Origin of the sequence: Micromonospora sp. NPDC005324, assembly GCF_040607155.1 — a bacterium.
In the GTDB taxonomy this organism is placed as follows: domain Bacteria; phylum Actinomycetota; class Actinomycetes; order Mycobacteriales; family Micromonosporaceae; genus Micromonospora; species Micromonospora trifolii.
On record NZ_JBEXGE010000043.1, the window covers coordinates 45,779 to 65,003 of the forward strand.

Consider the following 19,225-nt stretch of genomic DNA (forward strand, 5'->3'; position numbering starts at 1 on the left):
CCCGTGGCACCGCCTGGTACGCCACATGCATAGCATTCGCTGAACTGGCCCTGGCGGCGAGCGGTGCGCGGCTGTACTGCCACTGCGCAAGCGGGATCAACCGCGCCCCAGCTGCCGCGTACGCCATCCTTCGCGCGAGAGGCTGGACCGCGGTGGCCGCCCGCGACCGGATACTCAGCCGCCGCCCGCAGGCTCAACCCCGCTATTTCCAGGACGCGGAGAGGTGCCTCCGTGAGTTGGGCCTCGTCGAACAGGAGACGCCGTGATCTCGATCAGCCGGATACTCATCGGCGCGTACGCTGTGCGCAGCGTCTACATGTCCGCTTCCATGGTCTGGTCCGCGCGGTCGCTTCGGACTGATGCGTCTCGAGTCGGGAACATCCCGATCGATGTTGGGCCTGATCTGACGGTGGTCATACCCGCTCTGCGTGAGCAGGCGGTGATGCCCGGCTCCCTGGCGTGTTTCCTGCATCTGGCGGCCGACTGGCCTCAGCTGCGCGTGCTGGTCGTCACTGCAGTGCGCGAGGCCACCCAGACACCAGTAGGGCAGCAGACTACCGAGCACCTGTGCCGTGACCTGGCTCGCCAGCACAACGAACAGCTGGGCCGTGAGGTCTTCCACGTCGTGTCGTATCCGGGGCAAGGCCGCAGGGCGTCACAACTCAACTACGCCGTCGGGAAGTTGGAACGTCTGTTTCCAGCGAACGGCGAGGAGTACATCGCAGTTTTCGACGCCGACGCGGTTCCCGACGCCCGCCTGCGTGCCCACGTCGCGCGGGCCGCAGTCGGCCGGCCCGCGATGATGCAGCAGCCGATGCTGCCCGCATTTCATACCGGCACTCGAGGGAAGCGTTCGGCAGCGATGTCGGGGCAGGACCTCGCTGCCTTCCGGCGCACCGTGGGCATTGAATACCGGCGGATCAAGGTGGCCGGCTGGTGCGCGCCGGGACGTAGCCGCCGAATGCTGGCCACCATCGCTCGTCCCATGGTGTACGGCGTCGGCTCCGGACTCATCCTGCGCCGCGACAAGCTCGAAGAGATTGGATTCTTCCAGGAGCCTCACGACGATCTTGCGGTCGGCCACCGCCTGAGCATGGCCGGTGAGCCAATAGCCGTACTGCCCTCGATCAACATCGTGGAGCCGTACCAGAGCGTGGCCGCCATGGCCCGCGCGTTCAGCAGCGTGGCCTTCGCCAACGCTGCCACCCGTCGTGACTACCGTTTTGCGGCGGCGAGGCCTACCCGACTCTCCCGCGCCGGCCAGCGGTTGCTGGCGGCCCGCGCACTGGCCGACGGTGCCGCCTGGGCCCTGGGACCAGCGATCGTGACGGCTGCTGCCGCGCACCTGGCAGCCCGTCGGCAGTTCAGGCTGTTGGCTACGGCCACTCTGACTGCGGCGGTCATCGAGCCAATCGTGGCTTATCGGCTGCGTGGTCGGCTACTCCGCGACTTCCGATCACCAGGCAGAGCCGACGCGACGTGGCAGCAGCCGGCACGCCTGGGATCGATGGCCACCTTCGCGGTACAACCCGCAGTAAGCGCGCTTGGGCCATGGCTGCTGGGCCTACGGGCGATTAGGGCTGCGGTTACCGGTCGCGACCTGCGGTTCACCAAGACCGATCACATGGGCGAGACCGCCCGATGATTTCGAGGAGACACAGTCATGGGTGATCTCGACGTCGGCTGGGCGGTGCCCAGCGACTTTCCCGAGGACGGTTGGAGTCGCATCCTCATCGAGGAGCATCTGACGCAGGCAAAGAGCGAGATACCGGCGTGGGACGACGCCGAGCAGACCAGGCTCGGTTTCGCCATGGCTGCACCACACCCGGAAGCTGTCCGGACGCTCAGCGACTGGTGTGCGGTCAACACGAACAACGTGGGTGTGCATACCCGCTTCGGGGAAGGCAAGGCCGGCACTAGACGATTGGAGAAGGAATCCCTGGCCATCCTCGCTGGTCTCTACCGGGCGGGGGCCACCGATGGGCATCTCACCAGCGGCGCGAGCGAGGCCACCCTCGCCGCGCTGCGAATCGCCCGCAATCTCCTCCGGACCGCGGGGCACCGCGTCCGTGTAATCACTTCAGACCTCTGCCACGCGTCCGTCGCGAAGGCTGCGGAGGTTCTCGATCTGGATCTGGTGCGGCTTGCGGCAGGCGCGTCCTGGACGATGACCCGCCAGCAGGTCCGGCAGGCTGCAGCCGATGCGATCGGCGCTGGTGTGACGGGCATCGTCGTGGTGGCCACCGCCGGTTACTACAACAGCGGCTTCTCAGATCCTGTCGACGAGATCGCCGCCGAACTCCGTGACCTTGCTCTCCAGAAGCCGGGAGCGGTCCGGTGCTTCCTTCACGTGGACGCTGCCCACGGCGGCTTCGTCTTTCCCTTCACCGCTCCCGACCTTCCTTTCGACTTCCGTAACCCCGGAGTGCATGCCATGGCCGTCGACCCACACAAGGCCGGCCTCATGCCGTACTCGTGCGGGGTTCTGCTCGTGCGAAGGGGACTGCTCGAACACGTCACCAGAATCGATCCCCATACACGGATCCCGGACGAGACCGTCCTCGGCTCGCGCCCCGGCGCTACCGCGGCTGCACTGTGGGCAACCCTGCACATCCTGGGTCGCAGCGGCTACCGCGCCATCGCCGCTCAGTGCATCGACCGCCGCGACAAGCTGGCTGCGGCCATCACGGCAGCTGACCCCGACGCCGTGCTGGTGACCGCTCCGCATGCACCAGTCGTCTCCGCGGCCTTCAGCCATCTCGGCGGAGAGCTGCCCTCGGACCTTTGCGCGAGCTACCGGCTCGTTCCGCTCGCTCTCCCGGATCCTCAAGGCGGCGGCGAGCGGCGCTTGTTCTACCACTTTTATGCGTCCCCATCCCTGACCAACGAGCAGATCACCGCGTTTGCCGTCCGGTTGGCTGTAGGCGTCGTGCGCGCCGGCGAGGCAGTGGCCGCCAGCGGCGAAAGTCGCAGCATCACGTCGGAGGTGGTGGCAGAAGTCCGCAACCAAACCGATTGCTTCCGCCACTTCGTCGTGCACCCCGACGGGCGACGCGATCCCGCCGCGCCGGGCTACTCGTTCCACACCTTCACCCAACGCCGCTCTACCGGCGAGCAGATGCAGGACGAGTTGTGGGGTCGTGCGCGTGAAGGCGGCCCGCTCTGGGTGTATGCCCCCGACCTCAAGGATCCGTTCGCGAACGAACTGCTGGGCGTGCGGACCGACCGCTACTTTTTGGAGGTCCTCGACCGTCACCAGCAGCAACTATCGCTGGTCGGAGCGATCCACGCCACCATCGTGTTGTCGGGCTCGCTTCGCGTGCTGTTGAACTTCGAGGCAGATGGCACCTTCCGTTCTGCCGAGTACAAGGCGTTGGGCACGCGTGGATCGGACGAGCTACAGGTTTTTCCCGCCGCGATCACGGCGAAGATCGGCAAGGACGCGGCAGGATTTCGACGTCCTGGTGGTGACGACTATTCCTTCTCCATCGACACGTCCGCAGAGTTGACCGTCCGCCTCATCGACGGCGCCGCACCGCCCGCGGTTCGTACCGCTCGGTACAACGCTGACGTCCTCCTGCCCCGACGCCCACACCTACGCCGTGAGCAGTTGCGGCGCTTTCCGAACCGGTTTTTCGACACGGAGGTCGACATCGAGATCGGTCGAACCTGGGAGGGTGCCGCCTACCTGCCCGAACTCCTCGCACCGACCAGCGTGGGCACGGTACTTGCCGCCCGTTCCGCGAACGTCGGACTATGCACCGTTGGGGGCAGGCTCACGGCGACTGCCCTACACCTGGCACTCACCCCACTGACCGAGCCCAGCACCGAGGCCACCGAACTCGCCGCACCCTGGAACCTCGGACGATGCCTGCACCACGCTCTGCCTCGCCTTGACGTCCGCGATCCATCTCAACTCTGCGTCGAACAAGTCGTCGAATTCGCCGAGAGCGTCTACGAAGTGTTCATCCGAGACGGGCTGCCCACCGATCTCGCCATCACCGGAGCAGGCCGATGACGACGCCGATGCTCGACCGCACCGCCGCCCGCCGGCTCGCCTCGGACGCAGAAGTCATCAGTGTCCGACGTCTTCCCCAAGGCCGCTTCAACACCTGCTGGCATCTGACAGGCCACGATCGCTCCTATCTCCTCAAGTTCAACAACCGGGAGGGCGAGGCTCACCTGCAGAAGACGGCCGAGGCCATGATTGGCGCCTCGGCAAGCGGTGTCAAAGTGCCGCAGGTCCTGCGGCTCGGCAGGGACCCGAACCTCGGGCCATTCCTGCTCCAAGAGTGGCTCCCCGGCCGCACGTTCACCGAAGCCGGCCGCACCGACGCCATCACTGCGAACCTATGGCCGGCCCTGGCAGAGCAGATCGCGCTGCTGCACAACGGGTCAACCATCGCCGTCCCCGCGACACCCGCCTCCCGCGTACGTCACCTGTCCGACCTGCTTCATCGCCTCGGACGAGATCAGTTAATTCCCGCCGACCTTGAAGAGGTTGCCCGCCGCCGCGGCACCGTTCTGGCCGACATGCTCGGTGACCACCCGACGGTGAACACCCACCAGGACATCCACCCAGATAACATTCTTATCCGACCTGGCGGTCGAATCGCCTTGCTCGACTTCGATCACGCCACCATCGCCGAAGACGTCAGCGACTTCGTCAAGATCGATCGATGGTGTTTGCCCACGGGCGAGGAGCGCCGGCTCCTGCTGGATGCCTACTGGCGCCAGCGAGGCCAGCCAGCTGACCCGACATTCGAGCACCGCCTCGCCTTCTACCGCCTGGTTATCCACCTGTCATACGTCCTGTATTGGCAAAACCGTGACAGCACCCAGATCCCCGGATGTGTCGCGGCCCTGCGAAACGAACTGGAGTGAACATGCCCGCCACGAAACCCACCATCCCAGCGCCCGCACCGGTCGCCGGCCCCGGCGTGCAGGTCGTCGCCGCCCTACTCCGCCGCGACGACCACATCGTGCTCGTGCAAGAGCAGCGCGACGGCCAGGAGATCTGGTCTATCCCCGGCGGCGGCGTCGAACGCGGCGAACTGCTGACCGAGGCCCTCATTCGCGAGGTACAAGAGGAGACCGGTGTGCGCCTGGCCACGGTCGGCCCGCTGGCCTACCTCGTCAACACCACGACCGAGCGGTACCCGTCCACAGTCGTGCTGACCTTCGACTGCACCGACTGGGACGGCAACATCGCCGTGCATGACCCGGACGGCAAGGTCATCGGCGCTGTACTGCTACCGCTCGACGAAGCCAAGAAGGTCCTGGGGGCCTCCGCGGCCGCACGACCCGAGATCGAACCCGTGCTCGCCTACCTCGATGGCGCCAGCACCAACCGGGTGTGGAGCTACCGCGACGACCAACCAGCTGATTGACCAGCTCGGGGCACACCTGGACAACTGGGAGAATCATGACGGTCACCCATGGTCTCGACGCGAGCATAACAACGCTCGACCCGCTCGGCGCCGACGCCGTAATGCGGTCACTGCCCCAAGCCAACATCGCGGCCGACACCGCATGGCTGCACACCCGAGCCGTACACCTCAGCCAGGGTGCCGCCCGAATCCGCGACGCCGCCCCCGCTCGGGCAGCATTGCGTGATCTGGGCATGCTCACCGCCTCGCTCGCCCGCCATACCGGCCGAAGCCTCGCACCACCTGTGGTCGAAGCGGCGATGCTCCACCTGGGCAGCATCGCCGACGAGGTACCACGTGAGACCGTCTACTCATACAGCACCCGCAACCCCCGCGGACCCAGACGGCGTTCCTTCACCGACACGCCCGGCGAGCACCTCTTCATCAACGAGGTCTCCGCAGCCAGCCGCGGCCTCGACGCGGCAATCGAGCACTGCCGCCACCTGCCAGAGGCCGCCAACCAGCACGAAGCCAACGCCGCCGCCGCGATCGTGCACCACCACCTGCGGACCTTTGCCGCTCATCTGGTGACCGTCAAACGTCACCTGACACCGCAGTACTTCACCGGCCGACTGCGCCCCTACTTCCCAGCGCTCATCATCGCCGGGCAAACCTACTACGCCCCTGGCGGCGCCCAGATGCCCCTGCTCGTGATCGATGTCGTACTGCTCAACCAGGCGGTCACCGGCGAGCTTGCTGGCTGGTTCGAGCAATACGTCGACGACAACGTCATCTACCTGCCGCCACACCACCGCGCACTCATCGACCAAGCCCGCGGCGAAAGGGGTCTGGCCCGACTCGCTCACCGATACCCGCACCTGCGCGCCGCCACCGGCCTGCTCATCGACGATCTGCTGCGGTTCCGCCTGCCACACCGTCAACTCGCTCAGGCCAACATGGCAATACGCGATGAAGGTGCATTCGGCAGCGGCGGCTACACGACTGGCGCCCTCGATCACCTCGTGGCCGTAACCAATGGCGCCCGTATCCTCCTCGACTCTGGGAGCACCGCGTGAGCACCCGCTCGATCGATACCGACTTCCCAACGTTTCCCCTCGGCGCAGTGCGGTCCGCGCTGCCTGCCAGCCCGACGACTCCACCACAGCCCGTCACGAGGTACGTCCGCGTGGCCTATCCGAGCCGGGTCAATGCCATGGCGCTGGACTCCAGCAAGATCGTGCCGAACGGGGACGGCACCTACCTGGCAGGTGAACTGCTGGTGGCGTGTGACCTGCCACGCCACGTCGAGGTCAGCATCGTCGACGACGGTCCCGCCGTCCAGACGACACCTGACTGCGCCCATCCCGTCCTGGCCCGACATGCGGCGTTACTGATCCGTACAGTGCTCGGGGTCCACGAGCGCCTACGTGTCCGGGTCACTGCCCCGGATCTCCCCGCCCACATCGGGCTCGGTTCCAGCAGCGGCCAAATAGCCGCCGTGGCCGCGGCAGTCAACGAGATCTATGGCCGTCCGGTCCCGGCTCACCGGCTCGTAAGGTTCCTCGCCCGCAACCACGGCGAGGAGATCGACGAAGACCTCCACCACCTTCTGCCCGTGCAATGTCTGGGCGGATCCGCCGCCGCCGGGCTCATACCCGGCGCCGTCCAAGTCATCGCCGGCGCTCAGGTGCCACTGCTACAGGCTCCCTTGCCCGACGGCATGCATATTGTTCTGGCAATGCCCCACGAACCCGTGATCTGGGACGCACGAGCAAGCCTCGCAGCCGAGGCACGTCATTTCGATGCATTTATCACGACCGGCCGCACACACGCACCTGAGATCGCCTACCGCCTCCTGCACGACGCCTGGCCCGCCCTCATCGACGGTGACCTGCGCCCGCTCGGGCACCTACTCTTCGACTACCGCTTTCGGATGGGAAGCATCGCCAACTGCGCGTTCTCCCATCCAGATCTCCTCATCACCGCCCCGAAACTCGAACACATCTTCAGTGACCAGCTTGCTGACGTCCTTACCCTCTCCTCGGTCGGCCCCACCTTCTGCGCCGTTACCCGCACTCCGGGCTTGTGCGAGCAGGCGTTCTCGGACGCGGGATTGAAGACCCTGCGCTGCAGGCCGGCCAACAGCGGCTACAGCCTCCACAACGGGTCAGAATCGTGACGGTCGTACGACCGGCCCCTACCGGCAACTACTGGAACGATCAGAACACCGTCTCAGTCTTCGCTGCACTTTCGGCGCCTGTTTACCTGACCAACCTTCTCTCCAACCCCGCACCTGATGGCGCCGTTGCGCTCGACGCGGGCTGTGGCACGGGCCGGAACCTGCCTAGTCTGGTGGCTGCAGGCTTCCGTGTCCTGGCCATCGATCTGCATCCCGGCATGCTGGATGAGGCCCGCGACCACCATGCCGGGCCGTGTGTCGCATTCGCCCGTGCGAATGTCACCAATGTGCCTGTCGCCGATCAACTGGCCTCGCTGGTCGTCTGCCACGGTGTCCTACACAACCTCCATGACCGTGACGACCTCGGGGCCGCGTTGCGTGAGCTGCACCGAGTCCTCGCCGTCGGAGGCTTTCTGTCGCTGAACACATTCACTGCCGGGTACCTCGACCCATGTCTCGACTCACTCGGCGACGACGTCTACGTCCTACCGAACGGCCAGTACATGAACCTGCTGACGCCCGACGACCTGGAGAGCCTTCTCGTCGGAGCGGGTCTGTCAGTGTGCGGCGACGTCACGCAGTACCTCAGTCCGGGCGATCCGGGCCAACGCAGCGTGTGGCGCGCCATCCTCACCCGGGTATAGCCCGTCGAAGGGAACACCGTGCTCCTCGTCGCCGCCATCACAGACAGTTTCAACGACCAGGACATCGCCTTCACCCGCATGCCAGACCCTCCCGGCGGGCCTCTGCTCGTCGTCGACGATCGCAGACTGCGCCAACAGGTGTGGCGCCGGCTCGACGACGGTCAGGAACTCCCGCCCGACGCATCTGCCCTCAGGGTCCCGTTGTGGGCCTGCCACATCGATGCAGCGACGGCGCAGGCCACCTTCTACGCCACCACGCAGCGGCGTCCCGCCGCTGCAGTGTTGGTCGCTTTCCACCACACCCGGATGCCAACCCGCGTGACCACCGACGTCACCGGATGGGCTCATGCCCTCGTCGGCGAGCGGGCCGAAGTGAACTTCCCCGTGCCGAGGCCCGGGAGACGGCCCTCGCAAGGTCCAGAAGTAGAAACCAAGATAACCCTCAGTGCGAAGATCAACCCGCTCGCTGTCGCCCGCATCCTGTTGGACCACCTGTCGACCATCGGCACGCCCGTGTCCGACAGCATCATCTACCGGCGAATCCTGCGATCGGAGATCTACCGGCCGGCCGGCTCCTGCCTGCGCGAGTACGCCGCACTGACGCCGCGCCCCGACGGCAGTTGGTGGGCGAAGGCAAAGTTTCTCCTTGATGGTCAACTCCACAAGAGCATCCGTCCTGCGACCGACCAAGAACACGCTCTGGCCCTCGTCAGCGAGGCGCTCGGTCGCAGGCCTCTCGACAAGGTTGGCCAGTTGCTACGCAGCACCTGGGACGTTCCTTCACCAACGGACCAGGACGGCCACTGGTCAACCATCACGGTAGACACGAGCACCCTCGCCCCATACCTGGGAACGCTTCAGCAGGTCGAGATCGAGTACGGAGCGTGCCTCACTGCGGCGCCCGCAACCACCGGCTCTCCGCCGGTTCGCCGGGCCGTGGAATCGACAGCGGACGCTGTCGCTGATGCACTCTCGGCCCACGGTATTCCCCATGTCCGATTTGGTCAGAGCAAGATCGAGCACTTTCTCAACAACGGGCGGAACGATGACTGCGATTGATGAAGTGATGCCCATGCTCGACGCCGTCCTGGCGGGCCGCGACGCGCCCGCCGCGCTCGATGCTTGGTGCAGGGAAGACGTCGCTGTAGAGCTCAGCGGGTTGGCCATTCACCTCCGTGCGTCGTCCAGCACGACAGCGAGGTACACGAGGAGCCTGTTCACCCCGGGCAGCTCCTTGTGGAACGCGCATGACGAAGCCATCTCGTCCACTGCGACGATGCGAACCATCGCCCTTCCCACCAACCGCGTCAACGCGCTCGCCGAACGCGTCCGTCTACGCGCCGCAGGCGTCCCACGGCATGTCAAGATGCATGCCCAGGCTCCGGCCAGGTGGCATCGAACTGCTGCCGGCCCAGTGCTGGTCACCGACACCAGTGCGGCGATAGCCCCACAGGTGGTAGCTCGCCACGCCGACGGCTACACGGTGATCACGGTCGACGATACGGACGCGGCGATGAATGCCGCCCGGCACCTCCGCGAGATCGGCTACCGGCGGGCCGAGAACAACGGCTGGGTCTGCCTGCACGCCTCAGCTGCCACCATCGACGGCCGCGGCATCCTGTTCGTAGGCAACTCCGGCGCCGGCAAGTCCAGCCTCGCCCTCGCAGTCGCCGCTGCCGACGACGGAGCTTACCTCTCCAACGACCGGACCATGATCGCGATATCTCCGGACGCCGCTCCGCGAGCCATCGCGATGCCCGGACCCATTCGACTCAACGGCGGAACGCTGAGCGCCCTCGGTTTGAGCCACGCCAGCCGGTGGAACCTTGCCCGTCCCAAGCCAGCATCTGGCTCGGACTGGCAGAGCTTCCAGGGGAGCAACAAGCTACACATCTTGCCCGAGGAGTGGCGTGAGCGCACGGGCACGCCGCTGTTATCCAGTGCGACAGTGGAGCTCATCGTCTTCCCAGAGGTCATTTACGGCAACCACAAGATCGACTCGTGTTCGACTCCAGACGGCCGAGCTCGGAGGTTCTTGGCGGCCCAGTGCATGTCACCGGGCGACGATATCTACGTGTGCGACTGGTTGAGTATCCGCCACAGAAAGACCGTCGAGCAGACCGCCAATTCTGCCGCTGTGCTCGACGCGCTTGCGCGCCGACCCGCCATGGATCTCCGCTTCGGTACTGATACTCCGTATCGGAACGTGACGGCAGCCATCAAGGATCGACTGGACGCGCTGTCGCGCACATGAAACAGATTCCTGCAAAGAATCGGCTCCTAATCCTACCGGGTGTCGTAATCAAGATGTACCGCGAAGCATGGCGAGCCGAGAACGAAAAGAATGCTCTGCGGCGCCTCGACGACGCTCGCATATTGGCGCCGTCCGAGCGAGGCTCCGGTCGTATCGGCAGTCGGAAGTTTCTTGTAATGAGTCGGATGCGCGGATCGACGACGGGCGGAACTCAGGAGGCGGGAAGGCGAATAATTGCTTATCTGCGATCTGTCCATGAGCTCGGCGGGCCTGGCTTTGGCCGGCTCTGTGCGCCGCTGATGCCACGATGGAACGGCTATGTTCGTCAACGCCTGGTCTCCTATCGAGAAGCATTCGTCAGCCGAGGGCTTAACGAGGTCGCAAACACCGCTGACGCCCTTGCCCATTTACGGCTACCCGAACCACCCATGCCTTCTTTGTTGCACAATGACCCAGAGCCGGGAAACTTCCTCGAAAGTTCTGCCGGCATCGCGGGGCTCGACTGGGAACTGGCCATCTACGGCGATCCGGACCTCGACTACGCCAGGGTCGGCTGTGCGCTTGGAATCCGTCCAGCCCGATTGGTCGATCTTCTTGATGATCAAGGGGTTGCGTTCAACGAGCAAGCGCTGACTATTTACCGTCGCGTTCACTTGCTCGGTCGTCTCATGTCGTCGATTACCGCCGCTCCACCAGATATGGCGGCTGCTCGACGTTACCTAAGGGAGTTGAGAGCATGCGCTGATGACCATACGTAATTTAGGTTCGCCGCGGGGATTTGTGGATTCGGCCAACTACACGTAGTTTGGAGAAGTTATGTTGGGATCAGCCGGAGGTGACCCTTCAGTCAAAGCTTCTTGCTCGCCGCAGGAACCTTGCCATCACGGTTGTCCGCCGGTCGACTTCAACCGTTACCGAGCGGTGCTCTTCGACTGGGACGGAACTCTCGTCAACAGTCACCCCATCAACTTTCGCGCGCTGTCTCAAGCCTGTGAGCGATGGGGACTCGATCTCCGGGAAGAGTTCTATGCCTCTCGAATAGGCACTTCCGGTGGCGAGTTGATTTCAGAGCTTGCTGAAGTCGCCGGTATCGTTGCACCAGTCGAAATCATCGTTGCCGAATGTATCGATCGGATTGTCGAGAGGACTTCCGGCCTGGAAGTCTACGTCCCGGTCGTCGAACTCGCGATGGACTTCCATGGAGAAGTTCCGTTGGCTCTCGTCTCGGGAGGCGCTCGTAGGGTCGTCGACGCCGGCCTCGAAGCCACTGGCCTGCGGCGTCTGTTCGAGTATGTGATAACCGGAGAGGATGCCCAGCGCGGGAAGCCCGATCCAGAATTATTTCAGCTCGCCGCGCACCGACTGGGCGCTGCACCTTCGACCTGTCTCGTTTACGAGGACTCGCCTGAAGGCATTCAAGCGGCCCACGCAGCCGGCATGCAGGTTGTGGACGTCCACTGTTTTCGCCGCCGCAGCGCAGGATCGGCGACCCGGTAGCTGTTCCGTCTTGACAACAAAATTAGCCCTCCCGACGCCGACTTCCTGGAGCATACGCTGGTGGTTATCGGACGACGCAGATTGGCTGGCCGCCTGCTACGTCTGCAGTTCTGCACGGCTCCAGGCGAATTCCTTGCCGTAGCTGGCGATTATCTGGCCGCCGACCCGGTAGTCAGCACGGTGGTGACCACCGTCGCGCACCGGCTGTTGGCGCAGCAGGCCGATGGGATCGCGCAGCCCGACCGCAACTGGTGGTTGGTGGTTAGAGACGCCTCCGGCACGATTGTCGGTGCCGGTATGCGAGCGGCGCCGTTCGCACCCTACCCGCCATTCCTGCTGCCGATGCCCGACGAGGCGGCAGTGGCCCTGGCCTACGCGTTACACGAGCGCGGGGAGGAGGTGACTGCAGTCAACGGAGCCCTTCCCGCCGTTGAGCTGTGCGCCGCAGAGCTGACCCGGCTCGGCGGGGGCAGAGTTCAGGTCAACCAGCACACGCGGCTGCACGAGCTCGGCGAGTGGGCATGTCCGGCGCCCGTATCCGGCAGCCTCGAGCTCGCCGCCGAGGACGACGTCGATCTGGTCATGAAGTGGTTCGGCGCGTTCATGGGCGACGCCGACGAACAGGCGGGCCGCCGACGCGCTAGCGCGCATCAAGTACCCGACCGTGCGGAGATGCTGCGCCGACTGCGGACCGGGCAGCTGTGGTTCTGGGTCGACGAGACGGGAGAGCGGGTGCACCTCACAGGCGCCAACCCACCATCGTTCGGCGTCGCGCGGATCGGCCCGGTGTACACGCCGCCAGACCAGCGCGGCCGTGGATGGGCCAGCAACGCGGTTGCCGAAGTCTCCCGGCGGCTCCAGGCCGATGGTGCCCGGGTGTGCCTGTTCACCGACCAAGCAAACTCGACCTCGAACAAAATCTACACCGCTCTCGGCTACCGGCCAGTGGTAGACATGGCCAACCTCATCATCGTCCGCTGATGGGAAATGGCCCGCGCGGCGGAGGAGCCTACGGTCGATCATTGCCTGCCGTGTACCACCGGTGAGATGGGCAGAAACTGATCAATAACAAACTCGTGGCCTTTGGGCTGGGTGCATCCATATGATTTCAGTAACTTGTCTACGAGTCCCAGCCCGATGCTAATTGCTGCGAGCCGCGCGGCCAGGGATAAGTGTTCCGCAGGGCTGCCATCTCGTCCTGCCTATTGCCGAAACGGGAGATCACACGGTGACGAAGGTCGTGGTGGACAAGGTTCTCTGCTACGTGGGGCGGGAGGGAAGGACTGCTCGCATCGCGGTGGCTGTCTGCGGTGCTGACCGCCTCGCCGCTGTCTGGTGGCCCCGCAAGGAGCCCGGTAAGTTCAGCTGCCAGCACTTTCACTTTCATCGATTGGGGATGCCGGCTACGTGTCGCACGTCGAGAAGATCACCAGTGAACTCCGCGCGTTGATGACCGGGGTCGAACGCGCGCGGGGGTTGGCAGCCGCCGCCGACAGTCAGGCGCAGGAGGTGGCGTTGCGGGCCGCGGGCGCGGGCTTCGTCGCCGTGGCGGCGGGTGTGGCGCGGGTGCGCAGCGCGATCACGGGCATCCAGGGCGCCCTGGGAAGTCTTGCGGGGTCGATCGGTGAGGCGACGAAGGCCACCGCGGCGGTGCCGAACGAGGCCACCCCTCAGGAGACGATCGCTGGGCTGGCGCCTGTGCAGAGCGCCGTGGACGCCGCTCGCGACGCGGCGGCCGGAGCCATCACCGGTGTCGGTGAGGCGCAACAACTCGCCACCAGGGTCCTGCAGGGCGGGGCAACCCGGGCCACTGTTGCAGGCCCTGGACGGCATCAAGCAGGTTCTGGTGCTGGTCGTTGAGCGCACCGTGGGCACGCGGCAGGCCGTCGAAGCGGCGATCGCGGAGGCGCGGCAGTTGGGGGCTTCGGGAAACTGACGAGGGCTGGCGGTCATCCACCGGCCAGCCCTGTCCCTGCTACCACCGGCGGCCCACCCCCGACGACCCCCACCCTGGGGGGCACCGTCTCCACGAACACTGACGTAGCAACCCCGTGGACCAGGCGTCCCACCGGCGTCGGCGGCGGATCGCCCACCGGACGTCGAACCAGGATCTCAGCGAACGAGAAGCCAAGGGAGCGGCGTGCCTTGGAGTTGGAAAACGAGTGTGCCGACAGGGTCACCGGCAAGGGGTACCGGGTTCACCAGAACCCCACGGGGCAGGAGATCGCGGACGCTCGACGCGAGACCGGGGATTCTGGGAGGTCGGAGAAGGCGCCCGATTTCCTCATCGAGGGGCATGTGTTCGACTGCTATGCGCCCACTGCTCCTGTGCCGGCCCGCGCCGTCTGGAGCGCGGTGTCCAAGAAGGTCGACGCGGAGCAGACCCAGCGCGTGATGTTGAACCTCCACGACTGGCGAGGAGACCTCACCGCCCTGCACAAGCAGTTCCACGACTGGCCGATAGCAGGGCTCAAGGAACTGGCGGCGATAACGCGCGACAGTGCGATCATTGAGATCATCCGGCGAGACTGATGAAGAGGTGCAGATGGCTGTCGAGTACCGGCTGACGCTGGCGGGCGACATCCCGCTGGAGCAGGTGGCGGAGTTGGCTGCTCCCGGAGCTGTCGAGACGTCCACGGCGTCCGGCGGCAGGATGCTCAGCGCCGATCTGAATGACGAGCGCGGGTACGTCGTGGACATCACAGGCGGCAGGCACGGCTACTACTGCGCCGAGAATGACGGGGGTTCCCTGTGGCAGTGGGAGCCGGAAGCCTACGTTGACGTCAGCTTCTACATGCGCAAGGACACCCTGGTCGACAAGGGAAAGCCCCACATGCTTGCGACCGTGGCCAGGATCCTGACCGGCAGGACCGAGAACGCGGCTCTGACCCTCAACGGCGACGTGCTGATGCTGACACGCGTCGCGGGAACCGTCGAGAAGCACAACACCGACGGGTGGTACGACGAGGACTACGACAGGATTCTTCACCTCTGAGACCAGCAGCGGTCTAGGGGCCTGACGAGGTCGATCCCCAGTCTTCGGCGCGAGTGGGGCCGAGGGCTGACAGCGCGTAGAGACCCCTGCGGATCGACGTTGGCGGCGGAAAGGTTGTTGTCCCCATTGACGAGGTACCCGAGCCGATCCGGAGGGCATGTCCGGCGTTCGAGATCGACGCGACGCTCCTCTGGGGCCTTGAGATTCAGCCGCAGTCTATAGCGGTGAACACCGTTTCTGGATGCTGGATGCTGGATGCTGGATGCTGGATGTTCGAACTGCAATTCCGGAGATTATCGACTGGACTGCGACCGCGCGATCCTTCAACCTGCGGCAATTCATGAACAGGGAGTACGACATGAATGCTGAACTATGTTCCATGTCTGCCGTAGAGCCTTGAAGCGTGTGGATGCGTTGTCTCCTGCGATCATCCGTCAGGCCCCTTCGCCGACTACCTTCTGGTATTCGGCCTCGCCGTGTACGAGCGTCGTTAGCTCGGCGGCAAGCGCTCGTTGCGCTCGCCGCTCCGCAGGCCGCTGCACCGTCGACGCGGCCAGCTCCTCGATCTCGTCCCTGGAGCGGAAGCTGTAGTACTTGAGGTACGTTTCAACGTCACGTTCGTCGGCGTTGACCCAGAACTGGTAGAAGTCGTAAGGACTCGTCATCGCCGGGTCGAGCCAAACCGCTCCACCCTCGGTCTTGCCGAACTTCGTGCCATCAGCCTTCGTGACCAGCGGGGTTGTGAATGCGTGCACCTGCCCCGCCCCTCGGCGGCGGATGGAGTCGACACCCGCTGAGATGTTTCCCCACTGGTCGGAGCCGCCGAACTGGAGCGAGCAGCCGTAACGCGTGTTGAGTTCGAAGTAGTCGTTTGACTGCAGGAGCTGGTAGCTGAACTCGGTGAAACTGATGCCTGAATCAAGGCGAGCCTTGACGACCTCGCGGGCCATCATTTTGTTGACAGGAAAGTGCTTGCCGACCTCGCGCAGGAAGTCCAACGCCGGCATTGGGTCAGTCCAGTCCAGGTTACTGACCACCTCGGCGGCATTGTCGCCCTCATAGGTAACGAACGGAGCGACCTGAGCACGGATCTTCGCCACCCACTCGGCGACCACCTCGGGTGGGTTTAGCGTCCGCTCGCCGGCCTCCTTCGGGTCTCCGATCTGCCCTGTCGCGCCACCAACCAGCAAGAGCGGCCGATGCCCGGCCTTCTGCAGCCGCCGAGCCGTGTTCAGCTGTACCAGGTGGCCAACGTGCAGGCTGGGTGCAGTCGGGTCGAAGCCGACGTAGAAGGTGACCGGGCCTTCATCGAGGTGCTTACACAGACTGTCGAGGTTGGTGGCGTCCCGAATCAGACTGCGCCACTGTAGGTCGTCGATAAGGCTCACGACGCTGGACTCTCCGATCAACAGGGTGATCCGATCCTACCTGCGACCCCACCCGATTCGAATACGCAGAGAGTTCGCCCAAACGCGGAGGGAGCACTTCCCGCCGCGCCGACATCCATCTCTGCGCGCTCTCAACCCATGACGGCTACGACCTGATCCGCAAGCAACGACACCCACCTCGCGTGGACGCACGCGGACTCAGACGCTTGGAGTTGCGCTACGCCGGTTCCGCGACTTCAGGGTTACGGCGCTACCGAGGGAGCTTTCCCGCTCGGCCCCCACAGCCCCCGGCGGTCTGTGGAACCACCGCGAGATCCAGATGGAGGCCGGCCGGCCCGTTCCCCGCCTCAGACATTCGGGCGCGACAGTGGTTCGGATGGCAACTCCGCCAGATGTTCCTGACCTTGAAGCAGCGCCCCGAGCCGTGGCCACCGGACCGGCAGGGCGCTCAGATCCCGCTCCGCTCCGACGGCTTCGATGAGGCCGAGCGCATCGGTGGCCAGGCCGAGTGCGCCGCGTTCTACGACAGCGCCAGTCTCCCCCTCTAGGACGGGGTCCATGGCCGTCGTCCACTCCGGTGTCAAGGCCCAGGACGCGTAGAGGCGATCGTCGAGCCAGGCGATCGGCCGAGTGGCGAGGAACTCGTCCCAATCGGAGGAAACGTCGACGAACACCGGCGTCGAGTAGAGCGGATCAACTTGAGCCGCCGCCAGCAGAAGCGGATCCTGCACCAGGGTCGCATCGACAAGCTGGGCGAACGACGGCGTCCACACGACCATGTGCCCGTTCGTGGTGCCATCAGCCTGGACGACCGGCGGTCGTTTCCACACCCCGACTTCGGACACCTCGGCAAATGTGTCGGTCATCCGGTACAGCGTGGCGCAAGCAGCGACCGGCTCCGCCTCGAAGCCGAGATGGCGCAGCGCGCCGCTGACCTGATGACTCGTCGGAACACAAGTACCAACGGGCTTACCGCTCTGCGCCTGGTGCAGAACGGCAAGGACCGCGAGCAGCGGCACCAACTCCACCGGCGCCTCCACGAGCCGTCCGAACATCGGGCTGATCTCGTACACCTGCATCAGGGCTCTATCGTCCGGGCTGAGCCGCGGACTCGCCAGCACGCGGGTGGCCGGGATAATCCGCCGGAGCGGTTCTCGCCGCTGCCGTCGGCTACTGCGCTTGCGATCGCCCACCGAACCTCCCGACACGACTACCCGCACCGTCTGTCATCCCATCGATGCTCACACATCAACGACCCCCGAGTCAGCAGCCGGAGATGCCGCATGCGCAGCCACGACCTCACGCCGGGACGAATGATCGGCGTCACCTTCGACCACGGCGAGGACTTCTTCTCCGCCCTTGCGGACGCCTGCCGGACCAACGGAGTTCGTCACGGCTATATCCCCGTCTTCATCGCCGGCTTCAGCTCGGTCGAGATCGTCGGCACCCGTCAACGCCTCGACAACCCCCAGGCACCAGTTTGGGATCGCGTACACCTATCCAACGTCGAGGCGCTCGGCGGCGGCACCATCGCATACGACGAGACCGAGGACCAGATCCGGCCACACATCCACGCCAGCGTCGGCCTCAAGGAACATAGCGCCACCGGGCACACCAGCCACCTACTCGGTGCCACCGTCCAGTTCCTCACTGAGATGCTGATCATTGAGGTCGCTGCACCGGTCATGCGCCGCGTCCCGGACACGACGTTGTACGACGTGCCACTCCTACGATTCGGCGGCAGCTGACTCATCGCCTGCGGATACCCGCTCGGAGACCCCCGGTGCCAGTCACGTTCGGGCAGCGGCATCAGCACGGGCCTGCTCGATGTCCTCGCGTCCCGTGCGGATGGGGAAAGGATCCGTCGACCAGCAGCTGCTGGTGCCCAGATAAGCGAACGCCTGATGCCAGGATTTGAACAAGTGCGCGGCTACGCGTTCAACGACCACCCAGCATGCGGACCGACAAGGAGAACGTGCCCATGCCGACGCAGCCCAACCAACTGTTCATCTCGACTGCCCCGTACTACGCCAGATATCGGCCCGGCTACGACCCCGCCATGTACGAGCATCTTCGCCTGCGCTTCAGCCTCGACGGCACTCAGCGCGTCTTGGACCTGGGTACCGGCACGGGCACGATCGCGTTGCCGCTCGCGACGCTTGTCGGTGAGGTCATTGCCGTCGACCCGGAAGCCGGCATGCTGGAAGAGGGCCGTGCACTCGCCGAAGCGCAGCGCACGGACAACGTCAGTTGGCTCCTCGGCGACTCCACGACCCTGCCCGCGATGAACATCGGCCCAGTCTTGCTCACCGTCATGGGTGCGTCGTTTCACTGGACCGACCGGCACCAGACCCTGCGCGACCTCGAGACGCTCATTGAGCCGGCCGGTGCCGTCGTCCTCGCCTCCGGTGGCGCACCGGGTGACATCGAACCGGCCCCCTGGACCGATGTCATCGCCGAGGTACGCACCCGCTACCTCGGTCCCGGCCGGCGTGCCGGTAGCGGTACTTACCAGCACCCCGCAGAACGCCACCAAGATGTCCTCGCCCAGTCAACGTTCCGGCACCTCGAGATCCACACCTGGGATCGCACCGTCACGCGGACCCTCGACGAGGTCATTGGGCTGCAATTCTCCTACTCCTACAGCAGCCCAGCGCAACTAGGACCAGACAAGGCGGCTTTCGAAGCCGACCTTCGAGACGCCCTCATCAAGTACAGCCCCACAGGCTTGTTTGATGAACTCGTCCGCACCGAGGTCATCATCGGCAGCAGGACCCAGACAAGGTAGCCCGAGTTGCTGGGCGTGTGTCGTTCGCATGTTGCGCCTACGCCCCGGACGAATCCAACGTCCACCGTCCGCCATGCCAAGTCTCACCGCTGATCCACGCCACACTCCGGG

Annotated in this window: 17 protein-coding genes and 2 pseudogenes; 17 read left to right on the plus strand and 2 right to left on the minus strand. The window is 65.1% G+C overall.

All coding sequences use genetic code 11. The features are described 5' to 3' along the window. Positions 1-262: 262 nt before the first annotated feature. The 15 genes and pseudogenes from ABZS40_RS31160 (at position 263) to ABZS40_RS31230 (ending at position 14,938) form a co-directional block, all read left to right on the plus strand. On the plus strand, positions 263-1,645 hold the full coding sequence (locus ABZS40_RS31160) for a glycosyltransferase family 2 protein (protein WP_354947486.1): 1,383 nt from the start codon (positions 263-265) through the stop codon (positions 1,643-1,645). Positions 1,646-1,663: 18 nt separating this feature from the next. Continuing rightward, positions 1,664-4,018, plus strand: a complete 2,355-nt coding sequence (locus ABZS40_RS31165; RefSeq protein WP_354947488.1) for a pyridoxal-dependent decarboxylase — start codon at positions 1,664-1,666, stop codon at positions 4,016-4,018. Then, positions 4,015-4,884: an aminoglycoside phosphotransferase family protein gene (locus tag ABZS40_RS31170; protein WP_354947490.1), complete on the plus strand. Its 870-nt coding sequence runs from the start codon at positions 4,015-4,017 to the stop codon at positions 4,882-4,884. The genes ABZS40_RS31165 and ABZS40_RS31170 overlap by 4 nt, the downstream gene beginning before the upstream one ends. A 2-nt stretch (positions 4,885-4,886) precedes the next feature. Beyond that, positions 4,887-5,390, plus strand: a complete 504-nt coding sequence (locus ABZS40_RS31175) for an NUDIX hydrolase (RefSeq protein ID WP_354947492.1) — start codon at positions 4,887-4,889, stop codon at positions 5,388-5,390. Continuing rightward, positions 5,387-6,445 carry a monodechloroaminopyrrolnitrin synthase PrnB family protein gene (locus ABZS40_RS31180; protein ID WP_354947494.1) on the plus strand — a complete coding sequence of 353 codons (1,059 nt, stop codon included), beginning with the start codon at positions 5,387-5,389 and terminating at the stop codon, positions 6,443-6,445. Before ABZS40_RS31175 ends, ABZS40_RS31180 begins: the two co-directional genes overlap by 4 nt. 110 nt (positions 6,446-6,555) lie before the next feature. Next, a complete protein-coding gene (locus ABZS40_RS31185; protein WP_354947496.1) occupies positions 6,556-7,548 on the plus strand; it encodes a hypothetical protein in 993 nt (330 codons plus the stop codon). Further along, positions 7,545-8,192, plus strand: coding sequence for a class I SAM-dependent methyltransferase (locus ABZS40_RS31190; RefSeq protein WP_354947498.1), 648 nt, complete (start codon positions 7,545-7,547; stop codon positions 8,190-8,192). The genes ABZS40_RS31185 and ABZS40_RS31190 overlap by 4 nt, the downstream gene beginning before the upstream one ends. 18 nt (positions 8,193-8,210) lie before the next feature. After that, on the plus strand, positions 8,211-9,251 hold the full coding sequence (locus ABZS40_RS31195) for a hypothetical protein (protein WP_354947500.1): 1,041 nt from the start codon (positions 8,211-8,213) through the stop codon (positions 9,249-9,251). Then, a complete protein-coding gene (locus ABZS40_RS31200) occupies positions 9,238-10,446 on the plus strand; it encodes a hypothetical protein (RefSeq protein ID WP_354947502.1) in 1,209 nt (402 codons plus the stop codon). The genes ABZS40_RS31195 and ABZS40_RS31200 overlap by 14 nt, the downstream gene beginning before the upstream one ends. Positions 10,447-10,499: 53 nt before the next feature. Continuing rightward, the gene (locus ABZS40_RS31205) at positions 10,500-11,204 is read left to right on the plus strand and encodes a phosphotransferase (RefSeq protein ID WP_354947504.1); all 705 of its coding nucleotides are present in this window, start codon (positions 10,500-10,502) and stop codon (positions 11,202-11,204) included. A 163-nt stretch (positions 11,205-11,367) separates the two neighbouring features. Then, the gene (locus tag ABZS40_RS31210; protein WP_354947506.1) at positions 11,368-11,943 is read left to right on the plus strand and encodes an HAD family phosphatase; all 576 of its coding nucleotides are present in this window, start codon (positions 11,368-11,370) and stop codon (positions 11,941-11,943) included. 60 nt (positions 11,944-12,003) lie between these two features. Next, on the plus strand, positions 12,004-12,924 hold the full coding sequence (locus ABZS40_RS31215) for a GNAT family N-acetyltransferase (protein ID WP_354947508.1): 921 nt from the start codon (positions 12,004-12,006) through the stop codon (positions 12,922-12,924). Positions 12,925-13,350: 426 nt separating this feature from the next. Continuing rightward, positions 13,351-13,879: pseudogene (locus tag ABZS40_RS31220) on the plus strand (DUF6244 family protein). Between the two features lie 209 nt (positions 13,880-14,088). Continuing rightward, positions 14,089-14,475 carry a hypothetical protein gene (locus ABZS40_RS31225; protein WP_354947510.1) on the plus strand — a complete coding sequence of 129 codons (387 nt, stop codon included), beginning with the start codon at positions 14,089-14,091 and terminating at the stop codon, positions 14,473-14,475. Between the two features lie 13 nt (positions 14,476-14,488). Beyond that, on the plus strand, positions 14,489-14,938 hold the full coding sequence (locus ABZS40_RS31230; RefSeq protein WP_354947512.1) for a SitI3 family protein: 450 nt from the start codon (positions 14,489-14,491) through the stop codon (positions 14,936-14,938). A gap of 449 nt (positions 14,939-15,387) precedes the next feature. Here the strand turns inward: ABZS40_RS31230 and tyrS are convergent. Both tyrS and ABZS40_RS31240 read right to left on the minus strand, forming a co-directional pair. Next, a pseudogene (tyrS, locus tag ABZS40_RS31235) lies at positions 15,388-16,326 on the minus strand (tyrosine--tRNA ligase); the annotation flags it as partial. Between the two features lie 347 nt (positions 16,327-16,673). Continuing rightward, positions 16,674-17,405, minus strand: a complete 732-nt coding sequence (locus tag ABZS40_RS31240; protein ID WP_354947514.1) for a hypothetical protein — start codon at positions 17,403-17,405, stop codon at positions 16,674-16,676. Between the two features lie 204 nt (positions 17,406-17,609). Between ABZS40_RS31240 and ABZS40_RS31245 the strand changes: the two genes are divergently transcribed. Both ABZS40_RS31245 and ABZS40_RS31250 read left to right on the plus strand, forming a co-directional pair. Next, positions 17,610-18,074, plus strand: coding sequence for a DUF296 domain-containing protein (locus tag ABZS40_RS31245; RefSeq protein WP_354947516.1), 465 nt, complete (start codon positions 17,610-17,612; stop codon positions 18,072-18,074). A 206-nt stretch (positions 18,075-18,280) separates the two neighbouring features. Then, entirely contained in the window at positions 18,281-19,114 is an 834-nt protein-coding gene (locus tag ABZS40_RS31250; RefSeq protein ID WP_354947518.1) for a class I SAM-dependent methyltransferase, read from the plus strand. The last annotated feature ends 111 nt before the right edge of the window (positions 19,115-19,225 follow it).